This window comes from Phyllobacterium sp. UNC302MFCol5.2, assembly GCF_000686005.1.
Lineage (GTDB): Bacteria > Pseudomonadota > Alphaproteobacteria > Rhizobiales > Rhizobiaceae > Phyllobacterium > Phyllobacterium pellucidum.
Window position 1 is genome coordinate 1 of sequence record NZ_JMLL01000002.1, and the last position, 21,185, is coordinate 21,185.

The 21,185-nt window shown below is 56.0% G+C and carries 17 protein-coding genes and 4 pseudogenes; 17 read left to right on the plus strand and 4 right to left on the minus strand.

All coding sequences use genetic code 11. The features are described 5' to 3' along the window. A pseudogene (locus BR48_RS23350) lies at window positions 1–736 on the plus strand (UxaA family hydrolase); the annotation flags it as partial. After that, the gene (locus BR48_RS0100800) at window positions 736–1,035 is read left to right on the plus strand and encodes a UxaA family hydrolase (RefSeq protein WP_036812963.1); all 300 of its coding nucleotides are present in this window, start codon (window positions 736–738) and stop codon (window positions 1,033–1,035) included. The pseudogene BR48_RS23350 and the gene BR48_RS0100800, both read left to right, overlap by 1 nt. Window positions 1,036–1,416: 381 nt before the next feature. Here the strand turns inward: BR48_RS0100800 and BR48_RS26540 are convergent. Then, a pseudogene (locus tag BR48_RS26540) lies at window positions 1,417–1,981 on the minus strand (LysR family transcriptional regulator); the annotation flags it as partial. Here BR48_RS26540 and BR48_RS0100805 point away from each other — a divergent pair. The 9 genes and pseudogenes from BR48_RS0100805 to BR48_RS0100845 form a co-directional block, all read left to right on the plus strand. Beyond that, window positions 1,982–2,170, plus strand: a pseudogene (locus tag BR48_RS0100805) (methyltransferase); the annotation flags it as partial. A 375-nt stretch (window positions 2,171–2,545) separates the two neighbouring features. After that, the gene (locus BR48_RS26050) at window positions 2,546–2,689 is read left to right on the plus strand and encodes a hypothetical protein (RefSeq protein ID WP_155810773.1); all 144 of its coding nucleotides are present in this window, start codon (window positions 2,546–2,548) and stop codon (window positions 2,687–2,689) included. 687 nt (window positions 2,690–3,376) lie between these two features. After that, on the plus strand, window positions 3,377–4,855 hold the full coding sequence (locus BR48_RS23355; RefSeq protein ID WP_051614389.1) for a PLP-dependent aminotransferase family protein: 1,479 nt from the start codon (window positions 3,377–3,379) through the stop codon (window positions 4,853–4,855). Window positions 4,856–4,980: 125 nt separating this feature from the next. Next, a complete protein-coding gene (locus tag BR48_RS0100820; protein ID WP_027229597.1) occupies window positions 4,981–5,751 on the plus strand; it encodes an ATP-binding cassette domain-containing protein in 771 nt (256 codons plus the stop codon). Window positions 5,752–5,802: 51 nt separating this feature from the next. Continuing rightward, window positions 5,803–6,579: a transporter substrate-binding domain-containing protein gene (locus BR48_RS23360; RefSeq protein WP_051614390.1), complete on the plus strand. Its 777-nt coding sequence runs from the start codon at window positions 5,803–5,805 to the stop codon at window positions 6,577–6,579. A gap of 77 nt (window positions 6,580–6,656) precedes the next feature. Further along, a complete protein-coding gene (locus tag BR48_RS0100830) occupies window positions 6,657–7,355 on the plus strand; it encodes an ABC transporter permease subunit (RefSeq protein WP_027229598.1) in 699 nt (232 codons plus the stop codon). Beyond that, window positions 7,352–8,086 (plus strand): ABC transporter permease, encoded by a 735-nt coding sequence (locus tag BR48_RS23365; protein WP_036812967.1) that lies wholly within the window; start codon window positions 7,352–7,354, stop codon window positions 8,084–8,086. The genes BR48_RS0100830 and BR48_RS23365 overlap by 4 nt, the downstream gene beginning before the upstream one ends. Further along, complete coding sequence (locus BR48_RS0100840) at window positions 8,073–8,888, plus strand: inositol monophosphatase family protein (protein ID WP_051614391.1); 816 nt, start codon at window positions 8,073–8,075, stop codon at window positions 8,886–8,888. The genes BR48_RS23365 and BR48_RS0100840 overlap by 14 nt, the downstream gene beginning before the upstream one ends. 365 nt (window positions 8,889–9,253) lie before the next feature. Then, window positions 9,254–10,894, plus strand: a complete 1,641-nt coding sequence (locus BR48_RS0100845) for a Na/Pi cotransporter family protein (RefSeq protein ID WP_027229600.1) — start codon at window positions 9,254–9,256, stop codon at window positions 10,892–10,894. Window positions 10,895–11,446: 552 nt separating this feature from the next. Here BR48_RS0100845 and BR48_RS0100850 read toward each other — a convergent pair. Both BR48_RS0100850 and BR48_RS23370 read right to left on the minus strand, forming a co-directional pair. Then, on the minus strand, window positions 11,447–11,887 hold the full coding sequence (locus tag BR48_RS0100850; protein WP_027229601.1) for a thioesterase family protein: 441 nt from the start codon (window positions 11,885–11,887) through the stop codon (window positions 11,447–11,449). Next, window positions 11,887–12,837, minus strand: a complete 951-nt coding sequence (locus BR48_RS23370) for a 3-hydroxyacyl-CoA dehydrogenase NAD-binding domain-containing protein (RefSeq protein ID WP_051614392.1) — start codon at window positions 12,835–12,837, stop codon at window positions 11,887–11,889. The genes BR48_RS0100850 and BR48_RS23370 overlap by 1 nt, the downstream gene beginning before the upstream one ends. A 147-nt stretch (window positions 12,838–12,984) precedes the next feature. Here BR48_RS23370 and BR48_RS23375 point away from each other — a divergent pair, with 147 nt between their 5' ends. Next, window positions 12,985–13,905, plus strand: coding sequence for a LysR substrate-binding domain-containing protein (locus BR48_RS23375; protein ID WP_197030313.1), 921 nt, complete (start codon window positions 12,985–12,987; stop codon window positions 13,903–13,905). A gap of 192 nt (window positions 13,906–14,097) precedes the next feature. Beyond that, a complete protein-coding gene (locus BR48_RS0100865; RefSeq protein WP_027229602.1) occupies window positions 14,098–14,982 on the plus strand; it encodes a 3-keto-5-aminohexanoate cleavage protein in 885 nt (294 codons plus the stop codon). A 93-nt stretch (window positions 14,983–15,075) separates the two neighbouring features. Here the strand turns inward: BR48_RS0100865 and BR48_RS0100870 are convergent, their stop codons facing one another. Then, a complete protein-coding gene (locus BR48_RS0100870) occupies window positions 15,076–15,873 on the minus strand; it encodes a 3-hydroxybutyrate dehydrogenase (RefSeq protein WP_027229603.1) in 798 nt (265 codons plus the stop codon). A gap of 197 nt (window positions 15,874–16,070) precedes the next feature. Here BR48_RS0100870 and BR48_RS23380 point away from each other — a divergent pair. The 4 genes and pseudogenes from BR48_RS23380 to BR48_RS0100890 all read left to right on the plus strand — a co-directional run. Next, window positions 16,071–16,537, plus strand: a pseudogene (locus BR48_RS23380) (3-oxoacid CoA-transferase subunit A); the annotation flags it as partial. Between the two features lie 256 nt (window positions 16,538–16,793). After that, window positions 16,794–17,990 (plus strand): acyl-CoA dehydrogenase family protein, encoded by a 1,197-nt coding sequence (locus BR48_RS0100880; RefSeq protein WP_036812969.1) that lies wholly within the window; start codon window positions 16,794–16,796, stop codon window positions 17,988–17,990. Window positions 17,991–18,163: 173 nt separating this feature from the next. Next, window positions 18,164–19,105, plus strand: coding sequence for an acyl-CoA dehydrogenase (locus BR48_RS0100885; protein ID WP_027229606.1), 942 nt, complete (start codon window positions 18,164–18,166; stop codon window positions 19,103–19,105). Beyond that, on the plus strand, window positions 19,102–21,159 hold the full coding sequence (locus BR48_RS0100890) for an acetate--CoA ligase family protein (protein WP_027229607.1): 2,058 nt from the start codon (window positions 19,102–19,104) through the stop codon (window positions 21,157–21,159). The genes BR48_RS0100885 and BR48_RS0100890 overlap by 4 nt, the downstream gene beginning before the upstream one ends. Window positions 21,160–21,185: the final 26 nt, after the last annotated feature.

Genomic DNA, 21,185 nt, shown 5'->3' on the forward strand with positions numbered 1-21,185 from the left:
GGCGGTCAGCGACCTTTTCATTGGAGTGGAGTGCGGTCACTCCGATGCAACATCTGGCCTCTTCAGCAATCCGCTTGCAGGCGCCGTGGCCGATCGTCTGATCGCCCTTGGTGGAACGTCGGTCATTGGCGAGACGCTGGAATGGCTGGGTGCCGAGCGTGCGCTTGCGGCACGGGCGGCCAACTCCGCTATCAGCCAGGCGATAATCTCGGCCGTTGAAAATCGTGAGAAATCGGTTTCCGCTCTCGGCGTAGACCTTCTCTACAACAATCCTGGTTATGAGAATGTGCGCGGTGGCCTTTCCACGATAGAAGAGAAAAGCCTCGGCGCCATAGCCAAAGCAGGGTCAACCCCGATAGAGTCGGTCCTCCAGTTCGCCGAGCCCCCTGCTACGCACGGCCAGCATGTTATGGATGGGCCGGGTTTTTCGCCGGAATCAATGACCGGTTTTGCGGCCGCGGGCGCGCAGTTGACGCTCTTTACCACTGGTGAGGGCAACAGCTTCTGCAGCCTGCTGGCGCCTACGATCAAAATCAGTGCGCACCCACATGCGTCGCAAAGGATGGAACAGATCGATTTCGATGCAAGTGCACTTTGGCGCGCTGAAGCGTGGCTGCCGGATATGGCGGAACGTCTGCTGGAACGATTGATCGAAGTGGCGTCGGGCCTTGCCACATGGGGTGAAATCTACGGCGAGGGCAACGAATCCTTCTCGCGGTTCGGAGGGTCCTTCTGATGTCCGCACAAGAAAAATTCTCAACCGGGTGGAACGCGGTCGTCATCGATCATCAAGACAACATCGCGGTCGCACTCGATGATCTCAGCGGCAACGCGCGGGTTAAACGAGGCGATGAGGAATTCTCGGTAGAGCTGCACGAAAACATTCCGTCCGGCCATAAATTGGCAATTCGCTCGATAGCAAAAGGCCAGCCAGTATTAAAGTACGGGCAGCCAATTGGTACCGCTGCTAGCGACATCGCGATCGGCACTCACGTGCATGTTCACAATTTAAAAAGTGGCAGGGCGAGTTTGTAATCAGCATTAAAGCGCGCGATCTTGCCGATGCATCCAGGGCGTCATCGCCTTCGACGAGACGATTGCTGGCCTGATTCATACCCGTGGCCACCAACCGCTGAACGGCTTCTTCCGCCGTGTCACGGTCTTCGTAAAATGCGGTCAGGGTATTTGATGGCGCGGATAGTAACCCGGGAGTTGAATCAAAGTTGCTCATGCTGCACCTCCAAGTGAATTGGGCAAGGTGTGCCCCGCGACTCAGGTGCTCCCAACCTTGGCGTCTATAATTTGTTCCATCGGGCGTCTCCGGTTGAAGCGACCACTCCGCGGCCTGTTCCCCTTGGGAATGCCGATCTCCAACATCAATTTCCCTAGCCCATTTGTGGCGTTTGGCACGTGACGTCAGCCGCGCGATATGGAACGCCCGGCGAGGAGCGGAGCGTACGGGGCGAGTCGGTGCGATATGAACTATGTGAAAAGCCGCACGCGTTTCGTCTTGCGTGTCTCCCCATGCGTGAGAAGCCAGATTGTGGCGGGAGACTTCAGATCGATGCCCGGTACTCTCGAGAGCAGGTGATCGGCATCTCCGACGAAACATGGCAGTTTGGTCACGCCGATCCCGTGCCTTGCCGCAGCGATCTGCGCGTCGGCGTCCGGCGTCTTGAACGGAACCCCTGTCGCGCGAAACTCCCCTTGGTTGACCCAGTTCGGGCAGCCTGACCGCCGATGACGATGGGCCGGATTGGATTCGGCGCACCCGCACGCCACGCGGCCAGACTATCGCGGGATATATAAACACCCGCGAGCAGAGCCGGACCTTTCAAGCCATGAAGATTGAGCGGTAGGGTCGTGCGATCGGAGACCATCCGGATCGCCACATCCGCCTCCCGGTTGGTTAGATTCACGACCTCGCCGGCGATTTGATCTCCATCTCGATGTCCGGATGCAGACGCGTAAAATCTGCGATAGCGACGCACAATCGCTGCATCGGATCGATCCTGCCTCCGTCCGCGAGGAGGTGGAGGCGGCCGGCTTCATACTGGACGCGGAGACCACCATGCTAGCAAACTTGGACGATCCGCACACGATCAAGGTCTTCGATCCCTCGATCAAGGGCGCAACCGATCGCTTCGCCTACCGATTCTCAAAGATTTAAAATCCAGCCATTCGCCAACGATGGGGTCGGCTTACGTAGGAGGCGGGTATCGGCCGCAGAAGGGTCTTTGGCCCTGCAACCGCTTGCGAGTCTATCTTGGAACGACAGCTCACCGCAGAAGTTGATTGAAACCCGATCGTCCGCTTCCGGCCCTAGCTGAGCATACTCAAATCTGAGTGCGTGCGGCCCGTTCCACGGATGTTTCCAATTCCGAAGTTTGCAATTGAGCGCTATGCGCCCTGATGTCGGTCGTAGGAACGGTTTGGCCGTTTACTGAAAGCTGACATTCCCCGCAACGACGCTGTGGGTCGAAGTTACGCGCCACCACCGCTATTCACAGCCCCTGCGACGGCGTCGGCATGCGCTTCACTTGAAGTGGCTGGAAGCTGGGAAGTCGTCTGGCCGGTCAGCCAAAATGGCTCCGCCGTGCCGGTGTCGGCGGCGCAGTTCGGCTATCTCCTGGAGGGAATCGACTGGCGCAACCCGCGCTGGACGCAACGACCTTCGAAGGCAGGCTGACCGCCTGCATTCCTCTGTTTTGGTTGGGTTTTCTGCATGCGACATGGTAGCTTTCGGCCATGGACACCCGAGACGTTACCTGCGGCTGACCATCTTCACGATGCGGGGCAGTGCTGGCAGCGCTTTAGCGCGTTGCCGTGCGTGACTGAAAGCACGTGCGCAGTCTTTCTGCAAAGGGGCGTCCCCAAATCCAAGCCATTCCTTGGAAAATACCCGCCATTTGCGATCTTCCTTGGCAAGTGACATGTAAGTTTTTCTTTCAAATCTGTACGTCGATTTCGGCTTTTCTTATCAAAGTCCAATCCGCAGAATCTCACGCATACAAATTCAAGAATGGAACGCTCATAGATAAAGGGGCACGGCCTACTGGACCATCATTCCCGTTCGGCGGCTTAGCAAGTCAGGCTTCGGAAAAGACCTGGACGCGGAGTAAATGCATGCCTACCTTGAACCAAGACTGTCGTCGTGTCAGGCGTCGGACTTCGCCAAACGTGATCAAGTTAAAGGGAGTGCTGCGGCGCAGCTGGCTGCACGGCGGCGTTCTGCGGCATTCCAGAAGAGACGAGGTGATATGGAACGCCAGCCGAGGATCGACCTCGATAGCTTAACACCCGACGATCGCTTGCGAACGCGAATTGGCAGATCAAAGTTGCTATTCAATATTGTGCCAATCATTGCGGAAAAGACATGCCAATCTTTAACTATCCGAGCTGGAATAAGATCGTCTTGAACCGCAGCAGCCATCGGCCGCTGAACGAGCAACTTTTCGAACAGATGCGCCGTTGGATCCTCTACGGCGCCCTCAGGGCCGGTTCGCGACTGCCGCCGAGCCGTGCCTTGGCTGAGGAAATTGGGCTTTCACGCAATACCGTGGTCCTGGCCTATGAGCGCCTTGCCAGCGAAGGGTACGTTACGCGGCGGATTGGTGCTGGCACCTTCGTGGAAACTACATTGCCAGAGGATCACTACCCCGGGCCCGATTCGGTGGCGGCAATTGTGGAGCCGCACCCGGCACCTGTACTATCGCGCCGCGGGCAAGCGCTCTTGAGGAAAGGGCTGCTTCCCGAGCGTCTAGTCACCTACGACCTTAGCGCAGGCGTTCCGGCCCTGAATGAGTTTCCCTATGAAGAATTCGCTCAGATTGCTAGTCGCCGCTGGCGCCAACACACTAGCGTAGATACCGGCTACGATTATTCTAGTGGGGCCCCTCTTCTCAGCAGCCGCATCGCCGCCTATCTGGCAGAAACCAAGGCCATCCTTTGTCAGCCAGAGCAGATTATTGTCATCAGCAATACATTGCAAGCTGCGGCGCTAACCGCGCATGTCCTCCTCGATAGCGGCGATACCGTCTTGGTTGAGGACCCCGGCCACGTGACAGAGATTGCCACGTTGGAAGCGCTTGGGTTGAGCACTGTGCCGGTGCCGCTCGACAGCTATGGGTTCGACATTGAACGTGCCGGTGAGATTGCGCTAGAGGCACGGCTGGCCGTCGTCTCTCCTGCGGAACAATGGCCGTATGGTTGCACAATGACGCCGGAGCGTCGTCAAAAACTGCTTGATTGGGCGGCCTGCAATGCCGCGTGGATATTCGAAGACGATTCCAACGGCGAGATCCGTTGGTCTGGCGAGGCGCAAGTGAGCCTCAAAGCGTGCGATCCAGAGCGCGTAATCTATACCGGCTCATTCAACCGGATGCTAGCGCCAGGCTTGCGGCTGGCATACATGGTCGCTCCGCCGCAAATAGTTGAGGCTTTCGCGCTGGCGCAGCGTATTTTCTCCTTTTACGCGCCGTTGGCAGACCAGGCCCTGGTGGCCGATTTCATGGACCGGGGGCGGCTCGCCTCCCATCTGCGTCGCATGCGAATGGTCTATCGCGATCGCGCTGCCTGCTTGACGCAATGCCTGCGCAATAAGCTAGGTGAACGCTTTGAAGTTCCTGACATCCAGGCCGGCCTACACATGACCATCCATGCCCGCGACGAGTTTAACGATGTGGCAGTGTCACAAGCGTTGCTTAAAAAGGGCCTCGATTGCCCTCCGCTTTCGCAGTACTCGCGTAGCCAAATCGTACCGGCCGGCCTCGTACTTGGTTTTGGCAATACCTCAATCCGCCGAATACCGCACTGTGTCGACGTCGTCGCACAGACGGTGCTGGAGCTTGGCTGAACGGTTTCCGGCTGACACAACCCCACGTCGAATTGGTCCCCTGCTGATCCCGAGAATTGGCTCTTTGCCGCTGCGTGCTCAGAGGCCATTCTAGAGCAGTCGTGCAAGTTGGGAGAAGGCGCGAGATGGAAACGGACGTCGACACGGTCATATGCGCACAGAATATCCGCAAGAGCTACGGTGCTCTCGAAGTTCTGAAGGGGGTCGAGTTGACTGCGCGAGCGCACGACGTCATCACCATGATTGGCGCCAGCGGCTCGGGAAAAAGTACCTTCTTGCGCTGCATGAACCTCCTGGAAATTCCCGACGCGGGAACGATCGTAATAGAAGGCGAGGCGTTGAAGCTGGAGCGGGCCGGGGGACGAACAAAGCTCAACGCTCGTCAGATCAACCGTATCCGCAGCCGCATTGGCATGGTGTTTCAGAGCTTCAACTTATGGAGCCAGCGCACTGTGCTAGAGAACGTTATGTTGGCGCCCGTCAAGGTGCTTGGCCTGTCGAAACAAGCCGCCAAGGATCGCGCTGAAAGCTATTTGGCCAAGGTTGGCTTATTCGACAAGCGTGACCACTATCCGGCCCATATATCCGGCGGTCAACAGCAGCGTGTGGCCATCGCCCGCGCGCTGGCCATGGAGCCGAAGCTTATGCTGTTCGATGAACCGACCTCCGCTCTCGATCCCGAACTCGTAGGAGAAGTTTTATCAGTAATGCGCACCCTTGCGGAGGAGGGACGCACAATGATCGTTGTTACCCATGAGATGAGTTTTGCGCGTGAGATCTCGCGTGAGGTGCTCTTTCTCCACCAAGGCATGTTGGAGGAACGCGGACCGCCCGAAAAGGTCTTTGGCAATCCGGATTCGGCAAGGTGCCGGGCCTTTCTGCAGCGCGTGCTGTGAAACAGAGTTTAATCAGAAACATAGGGGAAAATAATGAGAAGGCTTATCTTGATGCTAGCCGCCGGCTCCGCGGCTTTCGCCACACAAGTTTCGGCTCGCGAACTGCGTGTTGGCAGCGACTGCACCTATCCGCCGTTCAGTTACAAGAATGCCGATGGCAACCTACTCGGCTTCGACATCGACATCGGAAAAGGCGTCGTCACGCGATTAGGCGCCGATATCTCGTTTGTATGCCAGCCCTTCGACTCCCTAATCCCCGGTCTGCTCGCCGGAAAGTTCGACCTTCTTGTCGCGTCCCTGGCAATCACCGATGAGCGCAAGAAAAGTATAGACTTCTCGGTTCCCTACCGCTCGTCCACCGCCCGGTTCGTTGGCCCAGATGACAGTGATGCTCAGCCGCTGACGGAAGACGGGGAACCCAATCCGGGTGGTATGGAAGGTAAGACTATCGCACTTCAGCGCGCCTCTACTTATGAGAACTACATGCGCGAGAAGTTTCCCAGCGCCAACCTGCAATTCTACGACACTACCGATAATATGCTGCTCGATTTGATGTCAAAGCGTGTCGATCTGGTCTTTGCCGGCCCGATTAAGCTTGCCAACGATTTTCTCAATGAACCACGTGGCAAGGGCTACAAGTTTATTGGGCCGGAAATCAACAATATCACGTATTTCGGACCTGGTATCGGAATAGGCATACGGAAGGACGATCTTGGACTGCGCCAAGAAGTCGATAGCGCTCTCGAAGCTCTGATCGACGACGGAACATTCAAGACGATCAACGATAAATATTGGTCGTTCAACGTCCTGCCCCCAGCATCAAAGTAGCGGTCTGGAATTTGCCGCCGGTCGTTTCAGGCAAAGCGACCGGCTACGATTCGGCTTGCAGACTGCGGAGCGGGAATATGGATATTTTCCAGGGTTGGGGTTGGCAGATAGCGCGCGGCCTCGTGACGACGGTTGAGGTTGCGCTCTTGTCGCTAATAGTCGGCCTATTTTGGGGCATTATTGGCGCGCTAGCGCAGCTTTCGTCTAACCGGTTGCTCCGCGCACTTGGACGAAGCTTCACGCTTGTCGTGCGTGGCACGCCGGAGCTCTTAGTAATCCTAATCGTTTACTTTGGCGGCACAGTGGCGCTGACCGGTTTTGCTAAGATGATCAACCCAAGTACTCGATACTTCGAAATCCCTGCTATGCCAGCCGGCGTCTTCGCACTTAGCTTGGTCTTTGGCGGTTACGCAGCAGAAGTGTTGCGCGGCGCCTGCCTCGCCATCCCAAAAGGAGAGATCGAGGCTGCAGATGCATTCGGCCTGTCGAGCACCACCAGCTTCATCCACGTCCGCCTGCCATTGATGTGGCGCTATGCACTTCCCGGTCTCGGCAATAATTGGATATCGCTCATCAAGGATACATCGCTGATCTCCATTGTTGGCCTTGAGGAGTTGATGCGTATTTCCACAATTGCGACGCAGGTGAATGGCGAACCCTTCCGCTTCTATCTTTTGGCTGCGCTAATCTATCTGTTGCTCTCGATACTTAACACCTCGATCGTTGATGGGCTTGAAAGGCGCGCGGCGCGGGGCGAAAGAAAGCTGGCACGATGAACTTCGAGCTTATGTTTGAAAGCCTGCCTGCCCTCCTGGCGGCCACAGTAACGACGATTGTGCTCCTCGTGGCTGCGCTCGTCTTTGGTATGACGATTGCGCTTCCCGTTGCGATCCTACGCGTCAACGGCCCAGGACCACTACGTGTTCTGCTTCACTGGTATATCTATTTCTTTCGTGGCACGCCTCTCCTAGTTCAAATTTTCCTTGTCTATTATGGCCTCGGACAGTTTGAAATCGTGCGCGACAGCTTTCTATGGCCATATTTGCGCCAGGCTTGGGTCTGCGCCATCCTAGCATTCAGCCTGAATTCTGGAGCCTACACTGCCTACATATTGCGCGGTGCAATGCTAGCAGTTTCCCCTGGCGAAATCGAAGCGGCGCACGCCTGCGGTATGTCGAAAGCGATGACCTGCAGCACGATCATCCTTCCGAGCGCCATTCGCATTGCACTTCCCGCGTATGGTAACGAGGTGATCGGCATTCTGAAATCGACGTCGCTCGCTTCCACGATTACGGTGATGGAACTGACCGGCACCGCCAACATGATCGTCGCCCGTACCTTTTCCCCCTATGAACTCTTCGTGACGGCGGCGTTGATCTACCTTGCCATTACCTATTTCCTCGTAACTGCGCTGCGTCTTCTCGAGCACCGGTTATCGCGCCATTTGCGCCCTCTCAATCGTATTACCCCATCGCTTGCCAAGGAGGCCAACCATGCTAACGCCTGATCTCGAAGTTCTGACAGCTTTCGCTGGTTCGCTGGCCGACACCAGCCGGGCCACTGTGCAGCGCGCGCTCGGAAAGACTCGGACCTTTGCCACAAAGGAAGACGCCAGTCCGGTTACAGCGATTGATCGCGAAGTTGAGGAGAGGCTGCGCGAGCGCATACGGCAAGCCCATCCGGACCACGGAATCCTAGGCGAGGAATTCGAATCCTTCGGCCTTGATGAAGAATGGGTTTGGGTCATAGATCCGATCGATGGGACGAAGGCGTTTATCACCGGGATCCCGACCTTTGGCACCTTAATTGCGCTCGCGCATCATGGCATACCGGTGCTCGGCATAATCGACAATCCTGTCACCAATGAGCGCTGGCTGGGAGCCGACGGCGTCCCGACGAGCCTTAACGGCAAGCCTGTGCGTACACGTGCGCGGCGTGATATTGGCGAGACCCTAGTCGGCAACGGAAACCCGGAATCTTTCAACGAAGGCGAAATGCTGGCGTTCCAACGGTTGCGCAGTCATACGCGATGGGGCGTTTACGGCGGGGGCTGCCATGCGTATGGCCGCGTCGCGGACGGCGCATTGGACATTAATGTGGATGGCGCGCTAGATGCTTTCGACTATTGCGCCCTTGTTCCAATCGTCCGCAACGCTGGCGGAGTTATGACGGATTGGCAAGGAGGCCAATTGAATATTCGCTCTGGAAGCCGCTGCGTCGTAGCCAGCGCTGGCCCCATGCTACATGACACTGTGCTTACTATCTTAGCCGCTACCAACTCTGCCGCCGCGCCGGTGCCTGAAAGCTAGGGGAATACATATCTCCTGGGCGCGCTGCAAAGTCTGACGTGCGAGGTCACAATAGATCGTACCTTTTAAGATCGAGATGCTGATCACCAGGACAGAAAGAGGGGATAAAGCCCGCCGAATAGACACGCTCGACCAATGCGACCCGCGATGAGACCGCCAATTAAAAAGTTTCAGATGATCGAAATTTGAGGCGGCGATGTGTGACTATTCGCTTCATGCGGCGCTTTTTGCGTCGGCACCATTCTCCGCGGGAGTGCTGCCGCCCAACAAACATGACGTGGCAATCACGTTGGGTCGCAGGCTCTTGAGAGCGGTTCCTTTGGTTGACAGATGGACTTAGCGCTGATCTTGACGGAATAAAGCCCATGCAATCTACGATAGTCATGATAAATCTGTTCGGTGCCGTAGCCTTGCTGCTGTTCGGCCTCGCGCAGGTCAAGGACGGCGTGTCGCGGGCCTTCGGCGCCAAGCTCAGAACTGGGCTGATGACGAGTACCTGCAGCGGTCTTCGCTCCTTGCTCTCGGGCTTCGTCGCCACCATCGCGCTGCAAAGCTCGACTGCCACGGCGCTGATGGTTGCCTCCTTCGTCGAGCGAGAGCTGGTCAAGCCGCGCATGGCGCAGATCGTGCTTCTCGGCGCCAATGTCGGCACCGCCGTCACCGCATGGATCGTAGCGACGGGCATCGAGTGGCTGTCGCCGCTCGTCATCCTCGCCGGCATCGTGCTTTATCGCAGCGGTTCGACCTCCCGCCAGGGCGGCGGCACGGCGCTAATCGGCATCGGCCTGCTGCTGCTGTCGCTGCATCTCCTCAGCAGCGCCACCGAACCGATGCGCCAGTCGCCAGCACTCGCCGCCTTCATCGGCTTGCTCGACAATGCCTGGCCGGTGGCGCTCGCCTTCTCCGCCGGCATCGCCTTCATTTCGTCCTCCAGCCTCGCAGCCGTGGTGCTGATCCTGTCGCTGGCCTCGACCGGCACTCTCTCGGCCGGCCTGATCATCGTGCTGGTGCTCGGCGCCAATCTCGGCGGCGCCATTCCGCCAGTCGTCGCCTCGCTTTCCGGCCCGCCCTCGGCAAAGCGCGTCACGCTCGGTAATCTGATCGTGCGCTCCATCGGCTGCTCCGTCGCCCTGCCGCTCGCAGGCTATGGCGCCGATATCCTGGAAATGCTGCCGCTCTCGACCGCCAAGCTTCCGGTCGACGCCCATCTCGGCTTCAACCTGATCCTCGCCGCACTCGCTTGGCCCTTCTCGCGCCTGCTGTCGAACCTGATGCTGCAGCTAGTCCCTGAAGAGGTGCAGCCCGACAATGCGCCGAAATATCTGGATCAGGGCGAGCTTTCTACGCCGGTCGTGGCTCTTGCCAGCGCCACCCGCGAAACGCTCGGCGTCGGCGATCTCATCGAACGCATGCTGATGCGCGCGTCCGATGCCTTCGAAAAGGACGATCTCTCGAAGCTCAAGGAAATCCCGTTGCTGGAAAACCGCGTCGATAGCCTGCAGCAGGACGTGAAGATCTATCTCTCCAAGCTCGGCCGCGAGGGCATGAGCGAGGAAAACGGCCGCCGTTCGATCGTTATCATCGACTATGCGATCAACCTCGAACATATCGGCGACATCATCGAAAAGGGCCTGTTGCCTCAGGTCACCAAGAAGGGCTCCCTCGGGCTGAAATTCTCCGAGGACGGCTATGAGGAGCTGAAGAAGCTCTTCCATCTGACCATAGACAACCTGCGTATCGCCCAAACGATCTTTGTCACCCGCGACTTTAAGCTGGCCAAGCAGATGATGGAAGTGAAGGTCGAGGTCCGGCGCATGGAGAAACAGTCCTCGGAGCGCCATCTGGAACGCCTGCGCGACGGTCGTGCCGACAGCCTGCAGACGAGCTCGCTGCATCTTGACATTCTGCGCGACCTGAAGCGCATCAACGCCCATATCGTCTCGGTCGCCCACCCGATCTTGGACGAATGCGGCCTCTTGATCGAAAGCCGTCTCAAGGATGCATAACGACAGTGACAGCCCATTTAACAAAAATCATAGGAATGACGGTTATGGACGCGGTGCGTGGGTCTCATTTTTGGAGAAGATACTGCTGTCCGGTCGGCCGGCTCGGTCTTCGCCGGGTTCCGATTGTGCGGTCGAGGTACTTCTCATCACGCGGCGCTGGTCGATGGGTGATCCCTAAAGGCTTGAGTATGGCGAAGAAGACCTGGTGCATGCCATGGAGCTTGCCTGCGACTACTTTTCTCACCATTCCACCTCGGAGTTGTACTCAATCGAAGTCGGCTGCAAAACCGACCCGACGTGGCTGGTCATTTAAACGAGTTCGAAGGTTCGCGCGCCGGCTTCTTTGAGTACGCCCATAGCTGTGTGGGCGAAATGTTCCTCATCATGAATGCAAGGTGAGGGAGTTGGTATCCTGGAGATCGCTGCCGCGAATGTTGTCTTCGCGGTCAACATCAGGCGCCGACGCAGCACGAGCCTTCAATGTGGACGACGCATTCAGCTGAGACAGCGGTGCAACTCCATTAGTTCAGACTTGACGCTCGGACAAAGCGGTTATCTTTGCTTGCGCGCGATAGTGAGCTTCGTTTCCGGCGCGAAAGCTGGTGGGGGAATAGATCCGAGAGCTTGGATCATTTCAGGCGCGAACTTCGCGGCTCTCCTAGATATGGGGTCGAAGCACAGGTTCAGTGTCTCCACCGTACACACTGTGTCGTCGTCACATTTTATATCATGAAGCAGCTGGAACCGCTTGTCGTCATAGGCGACAAGTTGGGTCTCGACATCAACAGCCATTCCAAGCCGGAGCTCCTGGCGATAGCGGACATAAGTTTCCAACATTACAAACTCGAGCTTACTGTCAAGAGTACCTTTAAGTTGCTTCCAGACAGCGAGAGACGCGTGATCTGCGACACGCTGATATTCCAGAAAATTCACATGGTCGAGCTCATCGATCCAACTTTGGTCCACCACCCCCGACCAACTTACCCAGCCCATCAGGAACGCTCGTTCCGTTGCTTTAGGGCTTCTAGAAAGACCCTGATCTGAGCAACGCCAGTATTACGCAGTTCAATCAGATCGTCTCGGCCTTTAGCCCCTATAGTTGCTCTAACCTCATTCGCATAGGCGGCCATCAACGCCTTGTCCGGTGCGAAGTCTGCCGGGGCCGTGTAACCGCTATCAAGTTCATGAGCAAGTAGATCTACGAATTCCTGGTAGAGGGACGGATCGCGTGCACCCAAATAAAATACCGAGGAGGGCCCCATCACAGCCCACCGAATAGCAGGTCCCGTAGCAACGGCACGATCAATCGCTTCAAGATCAGCGACACCTTGCGACAGTAGGTATAGGATCTCGCGAAAGACGGCGAATTGGATTCGGTTTCCGATATAACCGTCGATCTCGCGCTTGAGCTCGACAACCTCACAACCCGTCTTGGTGTAGAATTCCCTCGCGATGGCAATTGCGTCCTTGGCGACATCGCCTCCAGCCAGTTCGACCAGCGGAACCAAGTATGGCGGGGTAAACGGGGGACCGATGATGATGCGCTCGCCATGACGTGCGCCTCGACGCAAGTCCTTGGCAAGAAACCCTGACGAGCTCGACGCGACCACAGCGTGTAGCGGAGCCAAACGATCGATTTCGGCGACGAGTGCAACTTTTGCATCGACGTCTTCTGTTGCGCTTTCCTGAATAAAATCGGTGGTTCGCAAAGCCTCCTCAAGGTCAGTCGTGAATCTGATGCGATCAGGAGATGCACCTGGCGCGAGCCCGAGCGTCTCCAACGACGGCATCGCTTGTTCAACAGAGGCCCTCAAGTATCCTTCGCGATCGGCAGATTGGTCATGAACGACCACATCAAGACCCGCGCGCATAAAATGAGACGCCCAGCCAGAGCCGATCAGCCCCGCTCCCACGCAAGTTACCTGTGTAATGGGATGTTTCATTAAGCCGCTCCAGTTCAATTGTCTTAGCCAAACGCTTGGGGTCACGTCCCTTACAGCCCTTTGTTACAGCTTATGAGTACAGCTGAAATGGTGCCGTCACCGGTTCGTATTGCGCGACGATATGTGAATATGATAGACGAGTTGCTCATGAAGCTCCCGCCTTTGCAGTCCCTTCGGTCGTTCGAGGCCGTTGCCCGTCTTCTGAGCGTGACACGTGCAGCAGATGAACTATGCGTGTCACACTCGGCGGTTAGTCATCAAATCAAGAAGCTGGAAGAGTGGATTAGAATCCCGCTCATAGAGCGGAATGGCCGAGGCATCCGACTTACGGAGGCAGGCGAACGTTATAAGTTTAAGGTGTGCGAAGCATTCGAAAGTATCAATGCTGAGACCGAACTTCTGCGGCAGAGAAATATGTCTCCCCTTGTAAGGGTATCTTGCCTGCCGATGTTCGCAGTTGCTTGGCTCATGCCACAGATGCACGACTTTTGGGGTAAGTTCCCTGACATACAGGTGGCTATACAATACGCAAGGGCCCAGAAGGCCTTGGATCCCGATGCCGTAGATGTCGTAATAGAGCACGGAAATCCAAGCGATTTTCCCGACTTCGTAGCGATACCGCTCTTAGACGGGTCAACGGTGCCTGTCGCGTCTCCCGAATACTTGGAGCGCAGCAATTACCAATCACCCGCAGATATCAAAAATTTGACGCTGCTGCATGACGCCGCCCGCGAGTTTTGGCATTTGTGGCTCAAAAAAATTTCGATCGACTTTGACGTGGACCTGAGTATGGCCGATACGGGCCCACTCTTTCCTGATGGTAATTTGACGTTAGCCGCGTGTCTTGCGGGAGAGGGGGCTGCCCTGCTGCCGCGAAGCGTCGTGCTTTCGCAGTTGCGCGCGAAAACCTTGGTGTCATTGTCAACCGTTGCTATACAAGAGGAACAATCATACGTCTTGCTCACTCCAAAAAAACGTCCGGTTCCGCGGAGCGCTCTTTTGTTTGCGCACTGGTTGCAGTCACTTCCGGGGACTACGAAGATTGGCGTTCCCAAGGGGCTACAGTAAGACTGAGTCCAGGACTGGTCTCTCTGAGTCAACTCTCGCGGCCGCTTTTCACTTGTCGTGAGACCCGAATTCTCCGTTAGCTTGCATACGCTTCGACACGACGTCGGCGACCTTGGCCGCATCGCATCGACTACTTTGTTTCGGACAGATCGAGTTTCGACGGGTAGCGCATGCCAACGAATGGAGACATATTTGAACCGCGAACCATTTATTACGTGTGCCGTGACTGGTGGAGGCGATTTTGCAGGCAAAAGCCCGCATGTTCCAGTGACTCCCATGGAAATCGCAGATAGCGCCCTGGAAGCGCATGAAGCGGGCGCCGCGGTCGTGCACCTGCACGTGCGCGATCCCAGAACCCGCCTCGGTAGCAGAGACATTGGGCTCTATCGCGAGCTTGTGACGATTATTCGCGAACGCAATACGGATGTGATTATCAACCTAACCGGTGGAATGGGTGGCGAAATACTGTTCGGCTCCGCACAACATCCTTTGCCACCCGCTACCGGAACTGATTTCGTTGGTCCAACCCAACGAATGAATCATATTTTGGAGCTCCAGCCGGAACTTGCGAGTTTGGACACCGGCTCTCTGAATTTCGACGATGCGCTCTATGCCACGACGCCGACGTGGTTGCGAGAAATGGCGACGGCTTACAAAAACGAGAAAGTCCTTCCTGAAATAGAGGTTTTTGAACTCGGTCATATCGAGCTCGCAAAACAGTTGATCAAGGAAGGCCACATCAACCAGCCGGCTCTTTTTCAATTGTGCCTTGGTATCAAGTATGGCGCACCCGCAACACCCGATGCAATGATCGCAATGCGGAATGCACTTCCCGCCAATTCCAATTGGGCTGGGTTCGGCCTTGGCGCTTTGCAGCTTCCAATGGCCGCACAAGCCGTTTTGCTCGGCGGAAATATCAGGGTAGGGCTCGAGGATAACCTGTACCTTGATCGAGGCGTGCTCGCCACTAATGCTCAGCTCGTTACCAAAGCACGACAAGTTGTCGAGGCATTGGGAGCCAAAATCCGCACTGCTGCGGACACCCGCACTTTGCTAGGTCTTCAGCCGCGAGGCTGATCCTCCCAGGAAAGGGCGTTCACGAGGTGGGGCCCCTTTCCGGTTTTAAAGTGGCGACCTAAACGCACGACTGAACACTTAGGTCGAACCGCGTTAGACGATAAGACTACCGCCATCGACTGGGAGGGCGATGCCGGTGATGGACCTCGCGGCTTCACTGCATAGAAACAGAACGCTCGCGGCGATTTCGTCCGTCTCGACAAATCGGCGGGTCGGAATATCGGTGACGAAATAGTTCCGTGCAGCCTCTTCGAACGAATATTGAAGTTCTGCTGCTTTTTCCTCAACCTGCTTTGCCACTAACGGCGTCAGTACCCAAGCCGGGCAGACAGCGTTACACGTGATGCCAAGTTGCGCACCCTCAAGCGCAATCTCTCGCGTTAATCCCAATATTCCATGCTTCGTCGCGACATAACCTGACTTTCGCGTTTCGGCTGTGAAGGCCAAGGTTGACGCTGTGTTTATGATGCGTCCCCAGCCGCGGTCCTTCATCTGGGGCCAGACGGCTCTTGTCGTCGCGAAGGCCGCAGTAAGATTTATAGCAATAAGGCGATGCCATTGCTCATCGGGGAACTCATCAACCGAAGCAATATGTTGCACACCCGCATTGTTGACCAAGATGTCAACCCGGCCAAATTCAGCGGTTGCTGCCTCGACGAGCCCCCCGGCCTCAGCGATGGCCGAAAGGTCGTGGCTAAAGTGAACTACTCGACGTTCAGAATCGGAAGCCAGACGTTTTACGACCTCATCGATCTGCTCGGGAGAACCTAGCCCGTTGATCGCCACGTCGGCGCCATTTGATGAGAGTGCGCGTGCGATGGCTAAGCCGATGCCGCTCGTTGATCCCGTTACAAGAGCAACTTTGCCTTCCAAAGGCACAGTGACATCCATCTTTCGACCCTCCCGGTAATAGTGAAGTTCGATTCACACCCCTTAAAGATGCCGAGTACAAGTGAATCTGAGCCATGGACCGTGACTACAATTCACCTGACAGGGGTTCCAACCGATGCTAGAGCCCGACGAATAAGTTCCACAAGATCAGCGTGTGACATCTCTGTTTCCGGCCAGCGCGATCCGCGACAATTTATGGTACCAAGGACCTGACGATCGCTTCCAACAATTGCAGTGTGGACGACTTCGGTCTTGGTGCATTGTTGAAGACCAAGCAGATCATGAAGTTGATTTCCTCTTATGTCGATGAGAAGGCCAAGTTCATGCGCCAATATCTAAGTGGCGAATGGAGTGGGAGTTCAATTCTCAAGGCAATTTCGCCGAGCGCATGCGACCTGGTGGCGCCGGCGTTGCAGGCTTAGGACACTCGTTTCTGAGGGCAAAGAGATTAAGAGCTTTAACGGCGAGAACTATGTCCTCGAAACCGGAATTGTCGCGGAACTCTCTATTGTGAAAGCCTGGAAGGCGGAACATAGGCAACCTCGTTTTTCGCAAGACCGCGCCCAACTTTAATCCGCCGACGACGACCTGCGGGAGAATTTGCGTGGCCGAGGTCGAGGAAACTGTGCCCATCGGGAGTCTCGACCCCGATCATATCCACGTGCACCTTGCCGCTCACGTGAGTAAATGTCGTTGATAGTATCATCACGAATCTTGGTATGCTCGACTCGTCACCGGCGGACTGAAACTGGTGACTTTGCCGAAGGCGCTACCGACAGCGAGATCGGCGGTGCTACAGACGCGACCATCCTAGAGCCGATACCTCAACATGTCGATCCTATTCACATGTCGGCTCGTTTAAGTAAAGTGACGATTGATCTGCCGTTCTCTAGCCTGACCCGTAGCGGAGGGTCAGATAAATGGAACGACTGGACAGCATCCTGAGCTCGTTTGAGGCCGCTGCGTTCCGCGATCGAGTGACTGGGTTTCTTGCCAAGCATTTGCCACAGCAAATTCGGGTTCAGGTCGCGCAGGAAAAAATGGATCTTTCCAAAGAAGATCAGCGTACCTGGCATAAACTACTGCGAGTTCACGGGTTAGCCTGCCCCTCATGGCCAGTGGAATATGGCGGCTCGGGCCTCGTAGATCATGAACTTTACATTTTGGAACGCGAGTTTGCGCTTGCGGGAGCCCCTCGTCCTATGATCTACGGGGTGACCATGCTAGGTCCCGCTCTTATCGCTCGAGGAACAGCGCAGCAGAAGGACCGATTTCTGCCTGGTATTTTGGAAGGAGACACCTTTTGGTGCCAAGGCTTTTCCGAGACCAGTGCCGGCTCGGATCTGGCTGGTCTGAAATGCGCTGCTAGGCGCGACGGTGACGAATATGTTATAAACGGCCACAAGATGTGGACCAGTGAAGGGCATATTGCCGACTGGATGTTCGGGATTTTTCGAACAGATTCCTCTGGAAAAAAGCAACAGGGCATTACCTTTTTGCTTCTTGATATGCGTAGCCCGGGGATAAGCGTCCAACCCATCCGAACGTTCGATGGAACTGGGATCGAAATTAACCAAGTATTTTTCGATGATGTACGGGTTCCTCTTGATCAGCGTCTCGGTGACGAGGGGGCGGGGTGGGATATCGCCAAATCGGTGCTCACCGCGGAACGCTTCGGCAATGCCGAGGTTTCACGTTCCATGGCATCGCTGGAGCGCTTGAAGGTCTACTGCCGCGAGACCAGCATTGACGGACCCCCCTTAATTCGAGACCCGATCGTCGCGAGACGTCTTGTCGAGCTCGAAATTTCTCTTCAGGCAGTCGAACGGACGGAGCTTCGCTTCCTCTTCCATGCCGGCGATGAACTTGGAGCAGAGGCGGCGCTCCTCAAGCTGCGCGGAACGGAGGTCCAGAATGCGATCCTCGCCGCTGCTATCGATCTTCGGGGGCCGTCGGCGGCACTCCTGCTGGATGAGAACGATTTAGCCGCATCCGCTGAATATTCCGCTGCGAGCCACGCGTTAAAAGCTCACATGAACTATCGAAAAACGATGATCTACGGCGGTTCAAGTGAAGTGCAGCGTAACATTCTTGCGAAGGGAGTGCTTGGTCTATGATCAAGGCTTTGGGGCTAAATGGGACAGAGTGCTTGGTTCGCGATTCTGTTAGCGCATGCATTTCGGATGTGGCGAGCGCAGGCGGGACTGTTCCGACGTTAAGCCAAAGGGTATTTTGGTCGTTGGCAAATTCGGGTCTTCTAGCAGCACCGTTGTCCGCGGAGCTTGGTGGTATGGGCGAGGGCCTTGGCACGGCATTGCTGGTTCTGGAACCGCTTGGGCGCAAAGCTCTTGTAACACCCTTTGTTGAAAGACTTTGCGTGCCGGCCGCGGTGGCCGAGTTTTATCCGCAATGCGAAGACTTGCGGAAACATCTCCAATCGGCAGCAAATGCTGGAGCAGGCGCGGCAATGGCTTGGACCGAGGTGGGGCGAGGCTGGAACAGAGTACCCAAGCTAACAACCGCTATCCGGGATGCCGACGCCTGGCGGCTCGAAGGCACGAAAACGCTTGTGCGCTGGGGAGATCAAGCCGCCGCTTTTCTTGTGACTGCGCAGTCTGATGGAAATCCAGCCCTATTTCTGGTCTCTGCCGATTTGGAGGGTGTTGAGACAAAAAGCTATCCATCGGGCGACGGACGCACGATCACTGACATAATCTTTCGCAATGTGGAGCTTCCAATAAACAGCCGGATGGATGACGGATACGCTCAAAAAGTGATCGAGTACGCCCTTGATGTTGGAGCTGCGCTGTCACTCGCAGAAGCCGTCGGTCTGATGGACGGGGCGCTTGAAATGACGGTTAAATACCTAAAGACACGCGAGCAATTCGGTACGGCCCTGTCTAAAATGCAAGCATTGCAGCATCGTCTTGTCGAGATGTATGCATCAACAGAGTGCGCTTGGTCGCTGGTTCATGAGGCTGTCTGCCTTCTCCGAGAGGACGTCCCACCAGGGGACCGCGCAAGCGCTGTTTCTCGCGCTAAAGCGTATGTAGGTCGGCTGGGGCGCATCTTGGGCCAAGAGGCACTACAGATGCATGGTGCAATCGGGATGACGGATGAATACCCGCTTGGTCGCTATCTTCAGCGGTTGACTGCAATTGAGCTCGATTACGGGGGCAGCGATTGGCACCTAGAGCGCCTGTCTCAAGAGATGCAGGATACCGGCCAATGAAACGAGATTTAACACCTCTATTTTCGCCGGCAGCTATCGCAATTTTCGGAGCGAGCGGCCGAGAAGGTCGCCCTGGTTACGAAATCATTAAAGCGTTGCGGTCGTTCCCGCGCCGAGTTCGCCTCTATCCGGTGACACCTAACTACAAAGACATTGATGGAATCAAATGCTTCTCCAGTGTCGGTGACATTCCCGAAAAAATTGATCTTGGCATTATCGCGAGTGGTGCGCCTCGTGTCATCGACGATGCCTTAAGTGCAATCTCGGTTGGTGCTCGCGCACTTCATGTCATCGGTGATGTCGGACCGGAAGACAGTCTTCGCCTTGCAGCGCTCGCGACGGACGCCGGAGCGGTCCTTCTTGGTCCCAACTCCATTGGATATGTCGACTTTACTGGCGGCTTCGCTTCAACTTGGGCCATGCCCCCTGAAAACCACCGAACAGCAGGTGGTATTGCGCTGATTTTGCAATCGGGCGCACTGTTTTCTTACGCCAATTCCATCGATCCGCGTTTGACGTTTAGCTTGACAGTGCATCTTGGTCGAGAACTCGACGTGAATTTGGTCGATATGATTTATCAAGCGCTCGCGGATAAGCAGACGCGTGTCATAGGCGTTTATCTTGAAAGCGTCAGCGACAGCCGACTTTTAGGCGAAGCGCTCGCGCAGGCCGCCTGCAAAGGTGTCCCCGTGGTAGTCCTTGCGCCGGGATCGACAGTTGAAGCTGCGGAAGCCATTGCCACTCACGCTGGTAGAATGGCCGGCGGCAAAGCGGCTCTCGAAGCTATAATCCGTCGCTATCGATTGATCGAATGTATAACGCTCGACCAGTTTTGGTGCACGCTTCATTTGCTGTCGACCGGTATAAAATTCGATCGTGGCGGAGTCGGAGTCGTCACCGATTCAGGAGCGCAGCGGGCCATGGCGCTGGACGCAGCCAGTCGGTCGAAGCTACCGCTCGCAAAACTCTCTCACGAAACTCAAGGAGCATTGCGAAAAATTCTCGCGCCAGAGTTATCGACGACCAACCCAGTAGACATATGGGCCGGCGAAAAAGATATCTCCGCCCATGTCGCAAACTGCATGTCTACCGTGATGGCCGACGATGACGTGGCAATCGGAGCGTTCGTGACAGAATTCGGAGTGCCGGCCTCGGATACGTTCTCCACCAGGGTTGCTGAGGGTGTGGCCAAGGTATCGAATGGCTCAAAGCCAGTATTCGCAATCGGGTTTTCGACCCGCCATTTCGTCTCCGAGCGCATAATGACCTTGGAGCGCGCAGGTGTTCCTGTCCTTGATGGGCTTGAGACCTCATTTGTAGCATTAGCGCAGCTTCGTCAGTACAGCTCCAAGAAGATCTACCCACCCGCAACCGGGTTGGAAAGAGCTTTAAAGCCCTCGATCGAAGCGGCTCTTGCAAGGATGTCGGATAATGACGAGGCAAGTGCGCTGGACGTTATCGACGCCGCGGGAATACCGACAGTCCCTCGTAAGGCGGTGGCATACCTGGAAACCGCCTTACACGCCGCGCACGCAATTGGTTATCCGGTCGTCTTGAAAACCGCTGAAGCAGTTGCTCACAAAACCGAGGTGGCGGGGGTTTGCTTAGATATTGCAGACGATGCAGGGCTTAAAGCAGCCTACCGTGACTTGGAGACCCGAATCGGGCCGAGAGTGCTGGTTGCCTCGATGCTCAAAGGCGGAGTTGAACTGGCCCTAGGCGCACTCATCGATCCCGTCGCAGGGCCAATGGTGATGGTCGCAGCAGGCGGCGTCAAAGCAGAGCTTCTGGCTGATCGCCAGTTTGCTCTCGCTCCGGTCAGTGAGGAAGAGGCTGCCGACATGATTCGGTCTCTAAACATAAGTTCGACACTCGAGCCTTATAGGGGCAAACCGGGGGTCAACAGGCAGGAGATCGCTAAAGCGATTTCAAATTTGTCACGGTTCATTAGCGAGTACCCGCAGTTTGTTACAGCGATTGACATCAACCCACTCATCGCGACACCGGAAGGTGTCTTTGCGGTAGATGCGCTAATTTCCCGCAGTTCGATTTAGCGCGTCCTCTTCTCAGAACTTTCCAT

Coding starts and splice junctions, on each gene's coding strand:
- BR48_RS0100820 (WP_027229597.1), top strand. CDS start 4,981: ATGGAAACGGACGTCGACACGGTCATATGCGCACAGAATATCCGCAAG.
- BR48_RS0100885 (WP_027229606.1), top strand. CDS start 18,164: ATGGGCGAGGGCCTTGGCACGGCATTGCTGGTTCTGGAACCGCTTGGG.
- BR48_RS0100845 (WP_027229600.1), top strand. CDS start 9,254: ATGCAATCTACGATAGTCATGATAAATCTGTTCGGTGCCGTAGCCTTG.
- BR48_RS0100890 (WP_027229607.1), top strand. CDS start 19,102: ATGAAACGAGATTTAACACCTCTATTTTCGCCGGCAGCTATCGCAATT.
- BR48_RS23360 (WP_051614390.1), top strand. CDS start 5,803: ATGCTAGCCGCCGGCTCCGCGGCTTTCGCCACACAAGTTTCGGCTCGC.
- BR48_RS0100870 (WP_027229603.1), bottom strand. CDS start 15,873: ATGGATGTCACTGTGCCTTTGGAAGGCAAAGTTGCTCTTGTAACGGGA.
- BR48_RS0100830 (WP_027229598.1), top strand. CDS start 6,657: ATGGATATTTTCCAGGGTTGGGGTTGGCAGATAGCGCGCGGCCTCGTG.
- BR48_RS0100800 (WP_036812963.1), top strand. CDS start 736: ATGTCCGCACAAGAAAAATTCTCAACCGGGTGGAACGCGGTCGTCATC.
- BR48_RS0100850 (WP_027229601.1), bottom strand. CDS start 11,887: ATGGGCTGGGTAAGTTGGTCGGGGGTGGTGGACCAAAGTTGGATCGAT.
- BR48_RS23365 (WP_036812967.1), top strand. CDS start 7,352: ATGAACTTCGAGCTTATGTTTGAAAGCCTGCCTGCCCTCCTGGCGGCC.
- BR48_RS23355 (WP_051614389.1), top strand. CDS start 3,377: ATGCCAATCTTTAACTATCCGAGCTGGAATAAGATCGTCTTGAACCGC.
- BR48_RS23375 (WP_197030313.1), top strand. CDS start 12,985: ATGAAGCTCCCGCCTTTGCAGTCCCTTCGGTCGTTCGAGGCCGTTGCC.
- BR48_RS0100880 (WP_036812969.1), top strand. CDS start 16,794: ATGGAACGACTGGACAGCATCCTGAGCTCGTTTGAGGCCGCTGCGTTC.
- BR48_RS23370 (WP_051614392.1), bottom strand. CDS start 12,837: ATGAAACATCCCATTACACAGGTAACTTGCGTGGGAGCGGGGCTGATC.
- BR48_RS0100840 (WP_051614391.1), top strand. CDS start 8,073: ATGCTAACGCCTGATCTCGAAGTTCTGACAGCTTTCGCTGGTTCGCTG.